Raw genomic sequence first — 16,821 nt, 5'->3', positions numbered from 1 at the left:
AAATCTGACATGGCAAAATCCTGAGCAACTTTTTGTTGCTCAGGTACTTAAAAAGTTATATTTGTAATAGTGTTGCGGAATTAAGGGTTTACAAAAGTACGAATCGCCCACAGCTACGGCAATACCCACTCTTAGGTATTAAAAGGTGATTTCGGGCAGGCGCAATACCTAAACATGAGTATTTTGCTTTTGATTCATTTCCAAAGGAATATCGTCTACGCTCATCCCCCCTCAAAACGCTACCGCAAGCGTTGGTCATCTCATGCGGTAGCGTTGACCGGTTCTACCAATAGCGTTGACCGGTTCTATGGGTAGAATTTTTCACCGCCAAACAGACCGTTACAAACCAAACCGGGAGGTGTCTACATTTTTTGATTCTTTCTTGGTATATCCGCCGAACTTATAGCTGAACGACAGGGTAATACCGCGCTGATAGTTTGCCACACCCATATCAAGATGCTGCGCCCCGTTGCGCACTTTCATATTGAAATGGTTATATCCATTAAAAATATCGGTTCCTTTCAGTTGAATCATGGCTTTGTCTCCGGCAAAGGTATAGCGCAGGGTTGCATTGACAGAACCTATCGGCTGAATACGGTAACTGCCTTGCATCTTTGAAGATTTCTTTTTCTACCATGATACTTAAACCGCTATCGGAAAATGGGCATTGGCATGTAAAGATACAAATTCCGGGGAATTTAAATAGGGAGAAACCGCAGATTCTATGCAAAAAAATTCTCCCTTTATCACACTATCTCATAATGGCAGACGCCGCCCCCGACTGCTCGCCGACCTCGTTCCCTCGTTTCACCTTCTTGCCGTATCCGAATGTATAAGTGACCGACAGATTCAGACGCTGATGAAAGTTGTTGCCCTCCACAAGCTGGGTTTCGGAATAGAGAGAAGTCGACAACAGATTCGTGGCACACAGCCAGTCCTTCCGGAGCAGGTTCATTCCGCTGACACGGATGTTCCAGTTGGAACGGCTCCATCCGGCCAGAACCTGATAGAAATCACGGTCCTTATAGATTACGCCCCGGTTGCCCTGTACCGTAAGGCTTCGGGTCTGATAGGCTGCCTGAAAATAAAAATCACCCAAATAATAAGTGGCAGAGGCATTGCAGTAGAACGGGGACCGCGAAATGTCGAAAAGTCCCGTCATGCGATAGAAGGAGACCGAGGGAGAGGCCGCCAGTTGCAGCTTCCCGTTGAGCAGTCTGTAATTGAACGAAAGGCCTATCTGTGTCCGGTTGTATGCCCCATCCGTCTCAAACGTACGGAGCAGGGCCTTACCGTCCTGATAAGTCTGGTAAACCGGCACATACAGGTCATATTCGCCAAAGTACTGCATAAATGCCGAAGCAGAGAAGGCGCTCGTCGGTATCCAGTTGTAGGACAGGTTGAAGGTCACTTGTCGGGAAAGGCCGATGGTGGGATTTCCCGTATAGTACATCAGCTCGTTCTGCTGAAGGACGTTCGGCGTCTTTTCACTGGCCCCGGGATAGTTTGCCCCGAAATGGAAGAACGTACGGAACGAATGTTTTTGTGAGGGAGAGAAACCTGCAGACAAGTTCAGCAGCGGATAAACTTCCGCCACAGACTGGTCGTTAATCTGGTTCTTTTCCCACTGCAGAGCGGCATCGGCCCGGACGTTCCATCGGGCATTCGAGAAATTATAGCCCAACGCGGCACCGGCATAGGTGTCTGAAAAATCGTTATCGTAGGGCGATGTACCGGAATAGCTCACATCGTTGGAAGTCGAGCCAAACCATGCCCGCAAGAAGGCACTCTGCTTGTCGGCTATCTTCTTGAACAACGTGGCACTTCCCCGGAACTGCCAGACATCCTCCCTTGAAATGTTCGCAATGCGGGAACTGCCCGGCAATGAAGTCTGATAAAGATACGAATAATTCGTGTGACCATAATTCATGCCCGGCGATACGCTGAGATCAAAACCGCGGGGAAGGATGAAATAATAGTTACCCGACCAGACAAAATAACGGCTGGTGGACGGCTCGTTTTTATAATAAGAATAATCGGTGTTCTGTCGGGGAACAAACGACAGTATGCCCTTCGTTTCCGACAGTGGAGTCTGTTCAAAATTGAAACCGACGGTATTGGCTATCTGCATTTTGTCGGTGTCGTAGATGGTCCGGAACGTGACCGGATACTGGTTGTACTTGAGGCGGGCACTCTCCAGTGTTTCGTTTCGGGTCATCCGATAGGCTTCTCCCGCTTCATTCTGCAGACTGTAGATTCCCGAAACGGAATTGCCCGAATGGCTGATATCGTGGTTGGAAGCCCCCGCATACAAATCGTAGGTCATCCGTTTATGCACGAACTTGGAGTAGACCGAAGCCCGGCTTGAGAGTTTGCCTATCAGAAAGTTTTCATTCAAGGTGGCCTTGGTATAGCCTCCGTATTCGTATTGCTGTACAATGAAATTGACCACATGTTCCTTTCCCTGGAAACGCGGGTCGGCCGGAAAGTCGAGGTATTCCACCCGTCGCACATCGGAAGTGGATATTCCCTCCATTTCTTCTGCCGAAGCAGGAATATAGTTGATGTAGATGGCTACACTCTGTCCGCTAGGCGTGGTGACCGTATTGTCCATCAGGTTAATGTTGATTTGAGGGATGGCGAGCTGCTTCAGAAGGTCTATCGCATTTTGTGCGGAAGTTTTCTGGCGGGCTGTCGGAGTGAAAGTGGAAGAGGAGGCATCAGTACGGTGCATCCGGGCTTTCACCACCACTTCCTTCATCTCGATGGTAGACAGGCTGTCGCGTGTCTGGCTTACGCCTTTTATGGGGAGAATGCCTATCAGGCACATCATCACCCCCCAAAAGGCTTTCTGTGTTTTTTCTGTCATATCTGAGTGTAGTGTAACAATCTGCTTCTCAACAACAAAAATAAGGAAAATTGTTGTATGATAGTCACGTGTCATACCACATTCTGAAAAAACTCTAATTTTACAATAAAAGAACAGGCATTGGAACACTTTTCCGTCTGTTTCTTTTATATTTGTCATTATACAATAAATAATTCTCACTCCGCACAAGATGGAAAATTTCAGACTTAAAAACAGATGGATGTATGGAGGCTACATCATCCTGTGGTGGGTCCTCGGAGGACTGATATTCTATTGCCTCCTGAACCTAATCACCCAATCCCCTAAGGAGGAAGCAGACTTCCTGTATCCTTATTCATCCTATATGCTGAGCGGAATTCTCATCAGCTGGATGCACAGCCGCACTTATTACGTCGTAGGGAAGGACATACTGCAGATACGTACTCCTTACGTCCTTCTGAAGGCGCTGGTCTTACACGATATCGTACAAGCAGTGCATTATGACTCCACTCAGTTCAATGTGCGCCATGGATGGTACAACGTATGCCTGACCCTCCAGAAAGGAAAGAAGGTCTATCTGTATGCGAAAGATGGGGAAAAACTCATCGCGCTTCTACCTTCACCTCCTGAATGTTCCACAGCTCGTCACTGAAGTTGACACCAATCCGATAGACCGTGCGGCTGTCTTTGGCAAAAAGTCTACAATGCCCAAAGGCGATTCCTCAGGCCGGTCTATCTTGACAGGCCATCTTTTCAAGGTTTCCTTCAAGTTGTGCATCTTCGCATTCATCCTATTTTACTAAGAACCTGACTATCACCCGAATATCCTGTGATTTACAAAGGGACTATTCGGGCTGATATGTTTCTACCACATACAAGTCTACTTCCGGATAACCGCTTGCCACCTTGTCAATCACCTTTTTCACATCATCCCACTTCAGTCCTCCCAATCCCGCACCGATGGCAGGCAAGGCAATGGCCGTTACGTGATTTCGGACTGCCAATTCCAGCATACAGGCCAACGACTTTTCGATATACTCTATCTTAGCATGCGTCCACCACGCGGCCTCAGTACCCAGATTGTATATATGTCCGTCTCCATAATCATAGTCAAACACATCTCCCGGACGAAACTTTCCTTCCTCGCACAACGTTCTGTATTCAAGATACATGTCGGGAAATCGATCCTTAAATTGCACTGCAATGCCTTTGCCCATGGCTCCTACGCAATTACATCCATGTGCATAACTCTTCACTTCCTTTATCCGAAATATATCTCCCTTTTCTATGTACCTAATCATAATTTTCTTTATTTTTGCTTTTAAACAAAGATAGGAAATTATTGACAAACCATCTCATCCAACCACTTTTTTATTATTCTGGAAATTTGGAATTTATGTATACCCTTTCACCCTGCACACCATCATGAAACTGACTCGTCTTTTCCAGCAATCGGACAACAGCAGCGAATTAAAACCCGGCGAAATAAAAGAAATTCTTATCCGCACTGCAGCCAGGTTCCTGCCCGACTTTAAGTATCTCATGTATAAAAAAGGATATTACTTCCAACGGGAGCGCTCTGTCCTTGGCATGGAAGTGGCCGAAATCATCTGCATCCAGTTTTCCCTAAAAGGGCATACGATGGATTGCAATATGGGCTCTTTCCTCAACCGGCAAAAAATCTTTGAACAGAATTACTCTTCCAGCCTCATCAATCCTACAGAGTGCCTGAAATTCTATAAGAATCAAACCAAGACTCTCCCTCTCGAAAAGTCCTGCTATCTTCATAATGGACGCGTCCTGGGTACGGAAAGAGCGGTAGAGGAAATTTTTGACGATTGCCGGAAATACGGTCTGCAATTCTTCGACAAACAAATGCAGAACCTGAAAAGCAATCCTTTGGTGCTCCGAGGACTGGAGTATATTTCCCACCTGAAAGCCGACAAGAAGCAATTGCAGACCGAACTCGAAACAGAGTTAAGACAAGGAGATTACAACCTAGGCCAGATTCACCATCCTGTCTATATCGAATTGAAAGAGTCATTGCAGCATCTTCAAGGAATAGACCGTGAAACAAGGAAACGGATTCCCAAACTGGCTTACGACCTGCTTGAGCTTTATGCAATATGATTTACCTTCCGTTTTCCCTCCCATAGCATGTTCCGGCATATCAATGCCGCTCAGCAACGGCAGACGAATGACAATACGAAAGGGAAAAACAGCAGAATAACCACTCGCACTTTGCGACAATAATCGTATCTTTACAGGAACTCAGACTTCATTTCAAGGTATATTATCATCGCCATGGGAACACTAGGATGCATCCACGACATGATGCGGAGGGACAAGGAAAACAGGGAACTCCGTCAACGCTGCCGGGAGCGTATGAAAGAAACGCGCCGGCGAATGGGCGAATGCCGCCACACGGAAATCCCTCCAACTCTTTCCGTGGAAAAACTGGAGAAGATAAAGAAACAGACACAGGAAAAAGAACAGGCCGACCGCAAACAGACCTTCAGAATCACCCTGTATGTGGGGCTGATTGCCTTGTTTCTTATTCTGCTTTTAGGAATCTTTCTCCGATAACCAATTGATTCCCAGCCCCTACAAAAATAAATATCCACGGGCATTAGGAATATTACAAAGAGGTTACTAAATTTGCGCCACAATTTGTGTAATCGCATGAAGTTAATTTTGATAACAACCCCTACCTATTTCGTAGAGGAGGACAAGATAATCACCACTCTGTTTGACGAGGGACTGGACATTCTCCACCTGCGTAAGCCCGACACAGCGCCGGTTTATGCGGAACGTCTGCTCACCCTCATTCCCGAAAAATACCATAAACGTATCGTCGTACACGACCACTTCTACCTGAAGGAGGAGTACAAGCTCAAGGGCATCCACCTGAGCCACCGCAACCCGATTGTGCCCGACAATTATTCGGGACACGTGAGCGCATCGTGTCATACCTTCGAGGAGGTCATCGCCGACAAGAAGATGTGCGACTACGTATTCCTCAGTCCGATATTCGACAGTATCTCCAAGGAAGGATACCAGGCTGGATTCACGTCCGAAGAAATCCGTGAGGCGGCTGCCAAAGGAATCATCGACAAGCGGGTGATTGCCCTGGGAGGTGTGGACGAGGACAATATCCTCCAGGTAAAAGACTTCGGCTTCGGAGGGGCTGCCATCCTGGGCGGACTCTGGAACAAATTCAACCCGGCTTCTGACTACAATTATCAGGAACTTATCGCTCATTTCAGGAAATTGAAACGGCTGGCCGACTGAGCCGCCGATGAATTTTCTGCCGGAAACGTTTGTCCGGCTTAAAGAAATGGCGTACTTTTGCAGAAAATAAGGCAATATTATCTATTTTACAATGAGCGCAAAATCACCTTTTAAGGTATTCTCCGGAACAAACTCGAGATACCTTGCAGAAAAAATCTGTAACAGCTTGGGCTGTGAACTTGGTAACATGAACATTACTCACTTCGCGGACGGCGAGTTTGCCGTTTCTTATGAAGAATCCATCCGTGGACAGCATGTATTTCTGGTACAGTCCACTTTCCCCAACTCCGACAACCTGATGGAACTCCTGCTGATGATTGACGCTGCCAAGCGTGCATCTGCCAAGAGCATCATTGCCGTCGTTCCTTACTTCGGATGGGCTCGTCAGGACCGCAAGGACAAACCGCGTGTATCTATCGGTGCGAAACTGGTAGCCGACTTGCTGAGCGTGGCAGGTATCGACCGTCTGATTACCATGGACTTGCACGCTGACCAGATTCAGGGTTTCTTCGATATTCCGGTAGACCACTTGTATGCATCTACTATTTTTGCTCCTTATATCCAGTCACTGAACCTGGAAAACCTGGTTATCGCTACGCCCGACGTGGGTGGTTCAAAGCGTGCCAGCACTTACGCAAAATACCTGGATGTGCCTTTGGTATTGTGCCACAAGACACGTGAAAAAGCCAACGTGGTAGCTTCCATGCAGATTATCGGTGACGTGAAAGACAAGAACGTCATCCTGATTGACGACATGGTGGATACAGCCGGTACCATCACCAAGGCTGCCGACATCATGAAGGAAGCAGGTGCCCGCTCGGTACGTGCCATCGCTTCTCATTGTGTCATGTCGGGTCCGGCTTCTGAACGTGTACAGAACTCTCAGCTGGAAGAAATGGTATTCACTGACAGTATACCTTACTCTCTGCGTTGCGCAAAGGTGAAACAGCTGTCTATCGCCGATATGTTTGCTGAAACCATCCGCCGCGTGATGTCGAACGAATCTATCAGCTCACAGTACCTGATTTAAAAATATAACCGGACACTCTGCACAAGAGATGGTCTGATACGATAAAGGATTTGCAGCCCGGTTTCCGCATCGGTTTGCAAATCCTTTTCCTTTGTCTTTACGCATCTTTTATCTTGATTTTTCTTTGCCCATGAAAATCCTCTGGCTCGACCTGAACAGTTCGTATGCGCATGCCTCACTGGCGCTTCCGGCCCTGCATGCCCAAGTGATGCACGACCCTTCCCTGGAGTGGGGAGTGGTGTCGGCTACCATCAATGAAAACCCGGGAATGACGGCCGGGGAAGTGGTGCGCCATGCACCCGATATCGTGGCGGCTACCTGCTGGCTCTTCAACCACGAGGTGCTCATACACGTGCTCAGCCGGGTGAAGGCCATGCTGCCGCGCTGCGTCGTGGCACTGGGCGGTCCGGAGTTTCTGGGGCCCAACGAGGACTTCCTGCGTACCAACCGCTTTGTCGACTGTGTGTTCCGGGGCGAGGGGGAAGAGACTTTTCCGCAGTGGCTCGCCCGCTGGCAACAGCCGGACGACTGGGATGCGGTCACGGGGCTTTGCTTTCTGGATGCGGAAGGCCATTACCACGACAACGGGCTGTCGCGCGTCAGGACGTTCGACAAGCTGGTCAATCCCGAACAAAGTCCGTTCTTCAACTGGACCAAACCGTTCGTACAACTGGAGACTACCCGAGGCTGCTTCAATACCTGCGCGTTCTGCGTGAGTGGAGGAGAGAAACCGGTGCGCACACTGTCCATCGAGGCCATCCGCGCCCGCGTCCGACTGATTCACGAAAAGGGTATCCGGAACATCCGGGTGCTCGACCGCACATTCAACTACCTGAGCCACCGGGCCAAGGCCCTGTTCGACCTCTTCCGGGAGTTTCCCGACATGCGTTTCCACCTGGAAATCCATCCGGCCTTGCTTTCGGAGGAACTGAAACGGGAACTGGCTTCCATGCCCAAGGGACTGCTTCACCTGGAGGCGGGCATCCAAAGCCTGCACGAGGAGGTGCTCACCGTCAGCCGACGGGCCGGGAAACTGTCCGACGCCTTGGAGGGACTGCGTTACCTCTGCTCACTGGACAACATGGAAACGCACGCCGACCTGATTGCGGGGCTGCCGCTCTATCACTTGTCGCAGATTTTCGATGACGTACGTACGCTGGCTGAATACCGTGCGGGAGAAATCCAGCTGGAATCGCTGAAGCTGCTGCCAGGCACGGAGATGCGGCGCCGGGCCAAGGAACTGGGCATCTGCTACTCTCCCCTGCCGCCCTACGAGGTGCTTCAGACCCGCGAAATCACTCCCGACGAGTTACAGACCGCCCGCCAGCTTTCGCGCCTGCTCGACGGATTCTACAACGCAACGGCCTGGCAGGAAGTCACCCGCCGCCTGATTGTGGAAGAACCCGACTTCCTGACGCGCTTCCTGAATCACCTGATTCAAATCGGGGTCATCGACCAGCCTATGGGACTGGAACGACGGGGCATCCTGCTCTATCAGTTCTGCAAGGCACACTATCCGCATTTCCTGACGGCCATGAGCCGGGCCTGGATTGAGGCCGGCATGTCGCTCAAGAAGGAACCGGCCGAACGGGTACGCACGAAGCACGTCACTCCGCCCGAAGTGTGGACGGTCTGCACGGGCACTTACCGTGACAATCTCCGCCTGTGCAGGCTCCCCGCCCCCGAAGAAGGACGCTGCTACTGGTATGGCTTCGAGACCGAAAGCCAGCAACTCCGCCCGGTGTTTACAGCCGTGAGCGAGGAATAAAAACCACCTCTCGCCCCCATACGATACGCTTACCCGTGTCCGTAGCGTGCCGGAATACGGTTCATGAAAGACCACAGACCGGGTCAAGCCTTGGCAAGCGTAGCATACTCGCATCGGCAAAAAAAGACAAGAACCGTCTGTAAACTCCCTGAAAAGCACCCCGAGAGAGGGGGAAAATCGTCCCGGAACATTAGGAAAATTGGCGGGCAAATTATAACTTTGCCCGAATTTTCAACTAGACTATGTATATATTCCGATCGATTCACGAAATTATCAATACCATTGCGGCGGCCAGGGGACTGCTTACGGAAATGTTCGAGAAGCGAAAGACGCTCAGTTTCCGTTATTCCGACGCACTGGCACTGCTCAAGGACGATGAAAACCGGTTGAAACTGCTCATAGAGAAGGAAGTCATCCGTCAGAACGGAAACTTCGTGGAACTGGATGCCCGCTTTCTCGACTTCTTCGAACTGCTCCTCGAGGCGAACGAGGACATCAACACGGCCATCATCGACGAGAACATCGCTTATCTGCACGAACTGATGGACTACTACGAGAAGGAGCAGATTGCCTCGCGCAAGGAGAGTTATGTGCGCAACATCAAGATTACGTTCCAGAAGATTGCGCGTACCACTCTCCGCAACATCATGAACCTGCAGAGCAGCATCGACAATGCCTTCAAGCACGAACCGACTTACCAGATAAAGATTGCCAAGCTGGAGAACCTCGACAAGAAACGGATTCACATCCAGCAGCTGATTGACACCACCGAAAACCTCATCCTGCACGAGGAACGGCGGTTTTTCCAGCAGGCTACCGACGAGGAGCTGAACCGCATCCTGCTGGAACTGCGCAGTGAGCTCCAACTCTCGGCCCACAGCCTCATCCGGGCCCAGCAGGACATCATCAACTACCTGAACCAAATCAAGAGCCAGGTGATACTGGTAGAGAAAATCCGGAAGGTGAAGTACCTGCAGGACCAGTTCGAGCTGCGGTCGCGAAGCAACCTCTCGGAGGTGCTCGACAAGGAACATTCCGTGCTGCTGGAAGGCACTGTACCGTCTTCGTTCAAGCTGTCACTGCCCTATCTGAGTACCGACGAGGCACGCCCCGTCATCCTGAAGGTGCTGCACAACCTGCAATACCGCGAGATTATCCGCAGCCACGAGGCGGGGGCCTTCAGCGAAGAAGACATGGAATCGCCGGCCATGTACCAGGAGGTCATCGACCTGGAAGAGACCTTGGGCGACTATATTCAGGCACAGGCGCAGGCCCGCTGGAACGATGCCTCGGCTCCGGAAGAAGACCTCTTCCACTACCTGATGCACTACACCTTTGCCCGCGAGGTGGACGAGCAGGAACGCACCACTTTGTTCTGCCAGATGGTGTCGCTCTACGAAAACCGTCTCCGCATCAGCGAGGAGTTCGGCCTGTACCACCAGTACGAGTATGCCAAGATTTACCCGGCGCACTCGTAACCCTCATTCATCCCTATACATTTGACTTATGGAACTGAACATACAAATACCTGACAATACCGCGGCCTTGTTCGACTGCCTCCAGAAGGGACAGTTCATCAGTTCGAACAGCTGCAACGAAGCCGTGCGCGACATGTACGACCAGATAGACGAGCATTTCGAGGCGCTGTCGGTCTACTTCGCCCAAATCGGCTACACCCTGGAACGGGGCAACGAATACTTTTACTTCTCGCGGGTAGAACCGCGTACCACGCTGGAACAGAAAATCATGCGTGCCTACTACTGGATTGACGTGCTCGACCTGTTCAAGACCTACGACGAGACCTTCGGCGCGGGCTTCCGTTTCCAGCCCGAACAGATTCTGGTGGAGGCCAATATCAACGTGATGCTGCAAAACAAGCTCGACGGCCTGCGCAAGCATTTCTCCGACAAGGACGTGCGCAAGGACGTGCTCGACAACATGATTCGCCAGCTCACCAAGGAATCTTTCCTGGAGCTGGAGAACGAGAAGACCAACACCTACAAGGTGATGAGCTCCTGGCACTACCTGGAACGCCTGATTGAAAGTATCCAAATTTACGACGACACTGAAACGGAAGACAATGAGAAACCTGAATAGAATCATCTTTATCAATAGCGCCAACATTCCCTACGCCGACGACATCTACCTGGACGGGAATGTGCATTTCATCGGTACGCAGGGAGTGGGAAAAAGTACCGTCCTGCGCGCCATCCTGTTTTTCTACAACGCCGACACCCAGAAGCTGGGTATTCCCGTGGAGAAGCAGAGCTACACGGAGTATTATTTCCCCTACTCCAACTCCTACATCATCTACGAGGTGGCCACCGAGCAAGGCCCGTTCTGCATCCTGAGCTTCAAGTCGATGGGCCGTGTGTGCTACCGTTTCATCGACTCGCCCTACCGCATGGAGTTCTTCGTCGACGAGCACCGCACGGCCTACAGCAGCAACGACCGTATCCGTGCCGCCCTCGACCAGTATGGCGTAGACTACTCGCGCATCATCTATACCTACGACGAATACCGTAACATTCTCTACGGTAACGGGGCAGGCCCCGAGATGAGCCGCTACTCGCTCATGGAGAGCAAGCAATACCAGAACATCCCGCGCACCATCCAGAACGTGCTCCTCAACTCGAAGCTCGACGCGGAATTCATCAAGAAAACCATCATCTCATCCATCAACGAAGACGAGACGGCCATCGACCTGAACACCTACAAGGAGCACCTGAAGAACTTCGAAACCCGCCTGCGCGACATCGAGGAGTTCCAGAAGCGCGAGACGCAGAAACAGGCCAAGGAAATCACCTCCCTCTCGGCACAGGTCGCCCGCCAGCAGACGGCCCTCGTACAGGGTTGCCGCGAACTGGCCGCCACCTTCCGCCTCACCGAAAGCCAGTTGCCCAAGGCCGAGGAACGGAAGCGCAAAGCCGAAAAGGAACGTGCCGCCCTCCTCACCCGCCGTCAGGAACTGCAGGAACAGTCTCGCCAGCGCTGCGACAAGATGCAGGAGGCACTGGCCATCCTGAACAACGAACTGCAGAAGGCCCAGCAGAAGGAAAAAGAATATGCCCGCCGGCAGATTGAGGAAATCAAGGAACGGGCGACCCGCAAGGAAGAATGGAAAAACAAGCAGCAGGGATTGCAGGAAGAACAGCGCATCCTCACCTCGCACTATACGGAAATCTCCACCAAGTACAAGTCGCTCATCCAGAGCCTCGACGAGCAGTGGAACCGCATCCATGAGGCCAAAATCAAGCAGCTCGAGGGACTGAACAACACGTTCAACACCCGCATCGAGGAAGCCCGCCGACAGCACGAAGCGGCCACTGAAGCCCTCTATCAGGAGTACGAACAGCTTTCCCAGCAACTGCATCCGGAACGCAGCGGCAAGCAGAACGAACTGACCGCCCTCGACTACCAGATGCAGCTGTGCCGCAAGGAAACCTTCTTCGAAGCCGAGCAGGAGGAACTGAAACACCGCATCCAGTCGTACACGGGCCTGCACATGAGCAAGAAGAACCGCATCAACAACGCCCAGCTCGTCATCAAGGAACTCACCCTGAAGTGGGAAGAGGAATTGCAGAAGGGACTGAAGGAGAAAGACGAGGCCCTGATGCAGCTGCAAGCCGAGCACTTGCAGCTCCGCCCGCGCATGGACGAATTGGAGACCTTCCTGAAAAACAGCAAGAGCACCCTGCAAGGCTGGCTCAAAGAGCACAAGAAAGGATGGGAAGAGAACATCGGCAAACTGTGCGACGAGTCCATCCTCTGGCAGACCAACCTCTCGCCGAAGATTGTGGACGAGGGCACGTCGTTCTACGGCATCTCCATCTCCCTGCAGGACATCGAACGCCACATCCGCTCCATCGACGACTATCAGGCGGAACGCGACAAGGGCGTGAAGCGGCTGGCGGAAATCCAGGCCGAGACCCTTCGCCTGCAACAGGAAAAGGAGGCTTTGGAGGAACAGCTGAAGGCCAAGTACCAACCCCGCATCAAGGAACAGAAAGACGTGATTTCGGTGCAGGAATACGAGCTGGAGAAACTGGAACAGCAGTACCAGAAAGACATGCTCAACCTGGACGATTGGAAGAAGAAGGCGGAAGCCGAACGTGCCGCCAAGCTCCGGAAACTGGAGGAAGAAAAGCAGCGTATCGCCGCGGAACTGCAAGAGATTGACGGCAAGCTGAACAACCTGAACCACGAGAAGAGCGAGAAACTGAACCGGCTGAAGCAGGAATGGAACCGGGTGCAGCAGGACATCGCCCGGGAGAAGGAAACACAAGCGGGCAGCATCCGTCTGGAAGACCAGGAGGAACAGCAGCGCATCGCCACGGAAAAGGCGGAATACGAGCGCCAGATGAAGCAGGAACTCCACTCGCAGGGGGCCGACACCGAACGTCTGCAACAGATTGGCAGTCAGCTGCGCGACATCGACCGCGAACTGCAGTTCATCAAAGAGCACGCCACCCTCCTCATCGAGTACGAGAAAGACAAGCGCGACCTCATCGACCACATTCCGGAATGGAAACGTGAGCAGGAGGAACAGAAGCGTCAGCTTGGTCAGGAAAAGGACAACCTGCGCCGGGAGACTTCGGGCTTGCAGGAACAGATTGACGCCCTGCACAAGGAACTGCAGCAGGCCGAGCAGGAAGTGACACAGTTGCAGGCCAACCTGGAGGCATACGGCAAGATTCCGGCCTACGACTGGTACAAGCCGCATCAGGACATTTTCAATCCGGAGCACCCTGTCACGGTGGAAATCCACACGCCGCGTACCTGTCTGGAACTGATTGACGAGCTGGGCCGTACGGACAGCCAGTACATGACGTTGCAGAACCGCCTGCGCAAGGAAGTGAACCTCTTCACCGGCCATTTCGACGAAGACAACACCTTCAAGTTCAAGACCAAGTTTACCGAGGACTGGGAGTACCTCCGCTTTGCCGAGGAGCTGCACGACTTCGTGGAAGAGAACAAAATCAGCGAGTTCGTCCGCCGCATCAACAACGAGCACTCCGACATCTTCAAGCGCATCAGCATGGATACCTCGATGCTGACGGCTTCGGAAGACGACATCCAGGACCTCATCGGCAAGGTGAACAAGGGATTCCAGACGTGCAACTTCGTGGGCGTCATCCAGTGCATCGAGATGAAGGTGGAAGAGAGCAGCAACCGCGTGGTGAACAGCCTGCGTGCCATCCAGAAATACTACAACGAGCATGCCTACGACCTGGCGCCGGGCACCAACCTCTTCTCGTCGGAAAACGAGCAGCTGGTGAAGCAGGAAGCCATCGCTCTGCTCCGCGACTTCATCAAGGAGATTCATGCCTACCGCTACGACAGCATCCGCCTGTACGATTCGTTCGAGTTGCGTTTCCGCATCATCGAGAACAACAACGACACGGGCTTCGTGGAGAAACTCTCGAACGTGGGCTCGGAAGGAACGGACATTCTGGTGAAGGCCATGATCAACATCATGCTGCTGAACGTGTTCAAGGAAGGGGCTTCGCGCAAGTTCAAGGACTTCAAGCTGCACTGCATGATGGACGAAATCGGCAAGCTCCACCCGAACAACGTGAACGGTATCCTGAAGTTTGCCAATGACCGGAACATCATCCTCATCAACGGCTCGCCCACGGAACTGAACCGCGATGCCTACAAGCACGTGTACCTGCTCACCAAGGGGGCACAGAGCAAGACGCGCATCGCCCGGCTCATCTCCGACCAGAAGCTGTAAGCAGAGAGAACAGGCTCAGGCAAACATGAATTGACAACCTGCTATAATCCAAAATGAAAACCTTACTCAGATAAATGGCTACCATTCACTGAGTAAGGTTTTCATTTTTCATTCCGAGGAACATGTTACAATTTTTTCCTACATCTCGGAAATAGAAATATTTTTTATAATTAATTTTGAGGAAGCAAACCTTGCCGGCCTGATTGCAATAATATTATTCAAGTTAATTCGAGGAAGAAATTGAACATCACTAGCCACATTCTGAATATACAGACTGAAACGCACCGGTATATCCGCAGGAAGCTCTACCTGCGGAGAAAGTCTAAGATTACCTTCTTTCGTGAATGTACCATATATGTTTCCCGTATACTGATTTCCAAGCTCATCATACACCACCACATTATCTCCTAAAAATACACGCATGGAATAATCTTTATCGGTAACATTCTGAAACAACATTTCCACTACTACATACTCTCCCGACCGGTAGGCTTTTAAGAATTTTGCCTCCAACGATCTGTCAGGAGTTGTAATTTCCACATTTCGGCTACTTGAAGCATTTACACTGAAAGGAAGCACCGACAAACTCACTACTAAAGTGAGCCAAACAATAAGACATTTTTTCATAGTAAAAAATTTTATATTTATTCAACGTCATAAAATTAAATATTTCCTTCAAGAAATACAACTAATATTCATATTTCTTGTCTAGAAATAATTTTTAAAGGTTGCGTATAATTCTTTTCCGCTTGCTGCTTCGCTCGGTTTGCACTATCTTTCCAGAATATAGGCGGCATCTCGGAACCACAAGCTGGAAAACTTCCTTTTCCGCTTGCTGCTTCACTCGGTTTGCACTATCTTTCCAGAATATAGGCTGCACCTCGGAAGCGCAGGCTGGAAAACTTTGTTTTCCGCTTGCCGCTTCGCTCGGTTTGCACTATCTTTCCAGAATATAGGCTGCACCTCGGAACCACAAGCTGGAAAACTTCCTTTTCCGCTTGCCGCTTCGCTCGGTTTGCACTATCTTTGAAAAAAGTATTCATTATTCATTCTTAATTATTCATTCGCCCCATGAAGTACCCTATCGGAATACAGAGCTTTGACCAGATTATCGAAGACGGATACGTCTATATCGACAAGACTGACTTGGTCTATCAACTGACCCATGAAGGAAAAATCTATTTTCTAAGCCGCCCGAGACGCTTCGGAAAAAGTCTGCTGGTGTCCACACTGGAGCACTATTTCCTGGGACACAAGGAGCTGTTCAAGGGACTAAAGATAGACCAGTTGGAAAAGGACTGGAATGTATATCCCGTGTTTCATGTGGACTTCAACGGCTCCAACTTCACCCAGGCAGGTGTGCTGGAAGAACGGCTGGAGGATTACGTATCCGATTGGGAAATCCGCTATGGACTGACTTCCGAAGCCGACCGGCTGGACGTGGGAGGACGGTTTATCAAGGTGCTCCGCACGGCGCATGAGCAGACCGGACGACGGGCCGTGGTACTGATCGATGAATACGACAAACCGATTCTGGATGTACTCGATGTGGATACCGGCCTGGAGGACCGACACCGCAACGTGCTGAAGGCCTTCTACTCTGTGTTTAAGGGAGCCGATGCACACCTGCAGTTTGTCCTGCTGACGGGAGTAACCAAGTTCTCGCAGGTGAGTGTGTTCAGCGGGTTCAACCAGCCGGATGACATCAGTATGGACATACATTACGAGACTCTCTGCGGAGTGACCCAGGAGGAGCTGGAACACTATTTTCCCCAGCCCATCACTGACATGGCCGCGGAATATGGCTGCACGCCGGAAGAAATGAAACTACAACTGAAACTGCAATACGACGGGTATCATTTCAGCAAGCGGATGACGGATATGTACAATCCTTTCAGTCTGCTCAACGCCATGAAAAAAAACACCTTAGGTGATTACTGGTTCCGTTCCGGTACACCCACTTACCTCATCCGGCTCCTCACCCATTTCAACGAAAACCTCAACGAGCTCACCGGAAAATACTACCGCCCGGAGGAGTTCATCGACTACAAGGCGGATGTGGAACAGCCCCTGCCCATGATTTTCCAGAGCGGATACCTCACCATCAAGGGATACAACATGCGCATGAACAAGTTCCTGCTCGACTT

Annotated in this window: 14 protein-coding genes; 10 read left to right on the top strand and 4 right to left on the bottom strand. The window is 51.0% G+C overall.

All coding sequences use genetic code 11. The annotated features are described in order from the left end of the window. Nucleotides 1–339 precede the first annotated feature (339 nt). On the bottom strand, nt 340–612 hold the full coding sequence (locus OCV81_RS16175) for an outer membrane beta-barrel protein (protein ID WP_148330928.1): 273 nt from the start codon (nt 610–612) through the stop codon (nt 340–342). Nucleotides 613–751: 139 nt separating this feature from the next. Beyond that, nucleotides 752–2,869, bottom strand: a complete 2,118-nt coding sequence (locus OCV81_RS16170; RefSeq protein WP_148330927.1) for a porin family protein — start codon at nt 2,867–2,869, stop codon at nt 752–754. 190 nt (nt 2,870–3,059) lie between these two features. Between OCV81_RS16170 and OCV81_RS16165 the strand changes: the two genes are divergently transcribed. Continuing rightward, entirely contained in the window at nt 3,060–3,500 is a 441-nt protein-coding gene (locus OCV81_RS16165; protein ID WP_148330926.1) for a hypothetical protein, read from the top strand. 193 nt (nt 3,501–3,693) lie between these two features. On the opposite strand, the gene OCV81_RS16160 is transcribed toward OCV81_RS16165, so the two are convergent. Then, nucleotides 3,694–4,149 (bottom strand): macro domain-containing protein, encoded by a 456-nt coding sequence (locus OCV81_RS16160; RefSeq protein WP_148330925.1) that lies wholly within the window; start codon nt 4,147–4,149, stop codon nt 3,694–3,696. Nucleotides 4,150–4,273: 124 nt separating this feature from the next. Between OCV81_RS16160 and OCV81_RS16155 the strand changes: the two genes are divergently transcribed. The 8 genes from OCV81_RS16155 to OCV81_RS16120 all read left to right on the top strand — a co-directional run bounded on the left by OCV81_RS16155 (nt 4,274) and on the right by OCV81_RS16120 (nt 14,674). Beyond that, nucleotides 4,274–4,978, top strand: a complete 705-nt coding sequence (locus tag OCV81_RS16155) for a hypothetical protein (RefSeq protein ID WP_148330924.1) — start codon at nt 4,274–4,276, stop codon at nt 4,976–4,978. A gap of 174 nt (nt 4,979–5,152) precedes the next feature. After that, nucleotides 5,153–5,434, top strand: a complete 282-nt coding sequence (locus OCV81_RS16150; RefSeq protein ID WP_148330923.1) for a hypothetical protein — start codon at nt 5,153–5,155, stop codon at nt 5,432–5,434. 96 nt (nt 5,435–5,530) lie between these two features. After that, nucleotides 5,531–6,139 carry a thiamine phosphate synthase gene (locus OCV81_RS16145; RefSeq protein ID WP_148330922.1) on the top strand — a complete coding sequence of 203 codons (609 nt, stop codon included), beginning with the start codon at nt 5,531–5,533 and terminating at the stop codon, nt 6,137–6,139. Nucleotides 6,140–6,230: 91 nt separating this feature from the next. After that, complete coding sequence (locus tag OCV81_RS16140; protein ID WP_022353719.1) at nt 6,231–7,169, top strand: ribose-phosphate pyrophosphokinase; 939 nt, start codon at nt 6,231–6,233, stop codon at nt 7,167–7,169. A 130-nt stretch (nt 7,170–7,299) separates the two neighbouring features. Beyond that, nucleotides 7,300–8,937, top strand: a complete 1,638-nt coding sequence (locus OCV81_RS16135) for a B12-binding domain-containing radical SAM protein (protein ID WP_148330921.1) — start codon at nt 7,300–7,302, stop codon at nt 8,935–8,937. Between the two features lie 242 nt (nt 8,938–9,179). Beyond that, nucleotides 9,180–10,415, top strand: coding sequence for a hypothetical protein (locus OCV81_RS16130; protein WP_148330920.1), 1,236 nt, complete (start codon nt 9,180–9,182; stop codon nt 10,413–10,415). 28 nt (nt 10,416–10,443) lie between these two features. Beyond that, a complete protein-coding gene (locus tag OCV81_RS16125; RefSeq protein ID WP_148330919.1) occupies nt 10,444–11,034 on the top strand; it encodes a condensin complex protein MksE in 591 nt (196 codons plus the stop codon). After that, nucleotides 11,018–14,674 (top strand): ATP-binding protein, encoded by a 3,657-nt coding sequence (locus OCV81_RS16120; protein WP_148330918.1) that lies wholly within the window; start codon nt 11,018–11,020, stop codon nt 14,672–14,674. The genes OCV81_RS16125 and OCV81_RS16120 overlap by 17 nt, the downstream gene beginning before the upstream one ends. Nucleotides 14,675–14,812: 138 nt before the next feature. On the opposite strand, the gene OCV81_RS16115 is transcribed toward OCV81_RS16120, so the two are convergent. Beyond that, nucleotides 14,813–15,301: a hypothetical protein gene (locus OCV81_RS16115; RefSeq protein ID WP_022354617.1), complete on the bottom strand. Its 489-nt coding sequence runs from the start codon at nt 15,299–15,301 to the stop codon at nt 14,813–14,815. 444 nt (nt 15,302–15,745) lie between these two features. Between OCV81_RS16115 and OCV81_RS16110 the strand changes: the two genes are divergently transcribed. Beyond that, nucleotides 15,746–16,821 (top strand): ATP-binding protein (locus tag OCV81_RS16110; protein ID WP_148330917.1); only part of this gene is annotated, 1,076 nt, incomplete at its 3' end.

It is taken from the genome of Phocaeicola fibrisolvens, from assembly GCF_025567125.1.
GTDB classification, from domain to species: Bacteria; Bacteroidota; Bacteroidia; order Bacteroidales; family Bacteroidaceae; genus Phocaeicola; species Phocaeicola fibrisolvens.
The sequence above is the reverse complement of the archived record's forward strand: the minus strand, read 5'-3'. Positions and strand labels throughout refer to the sequence as shown.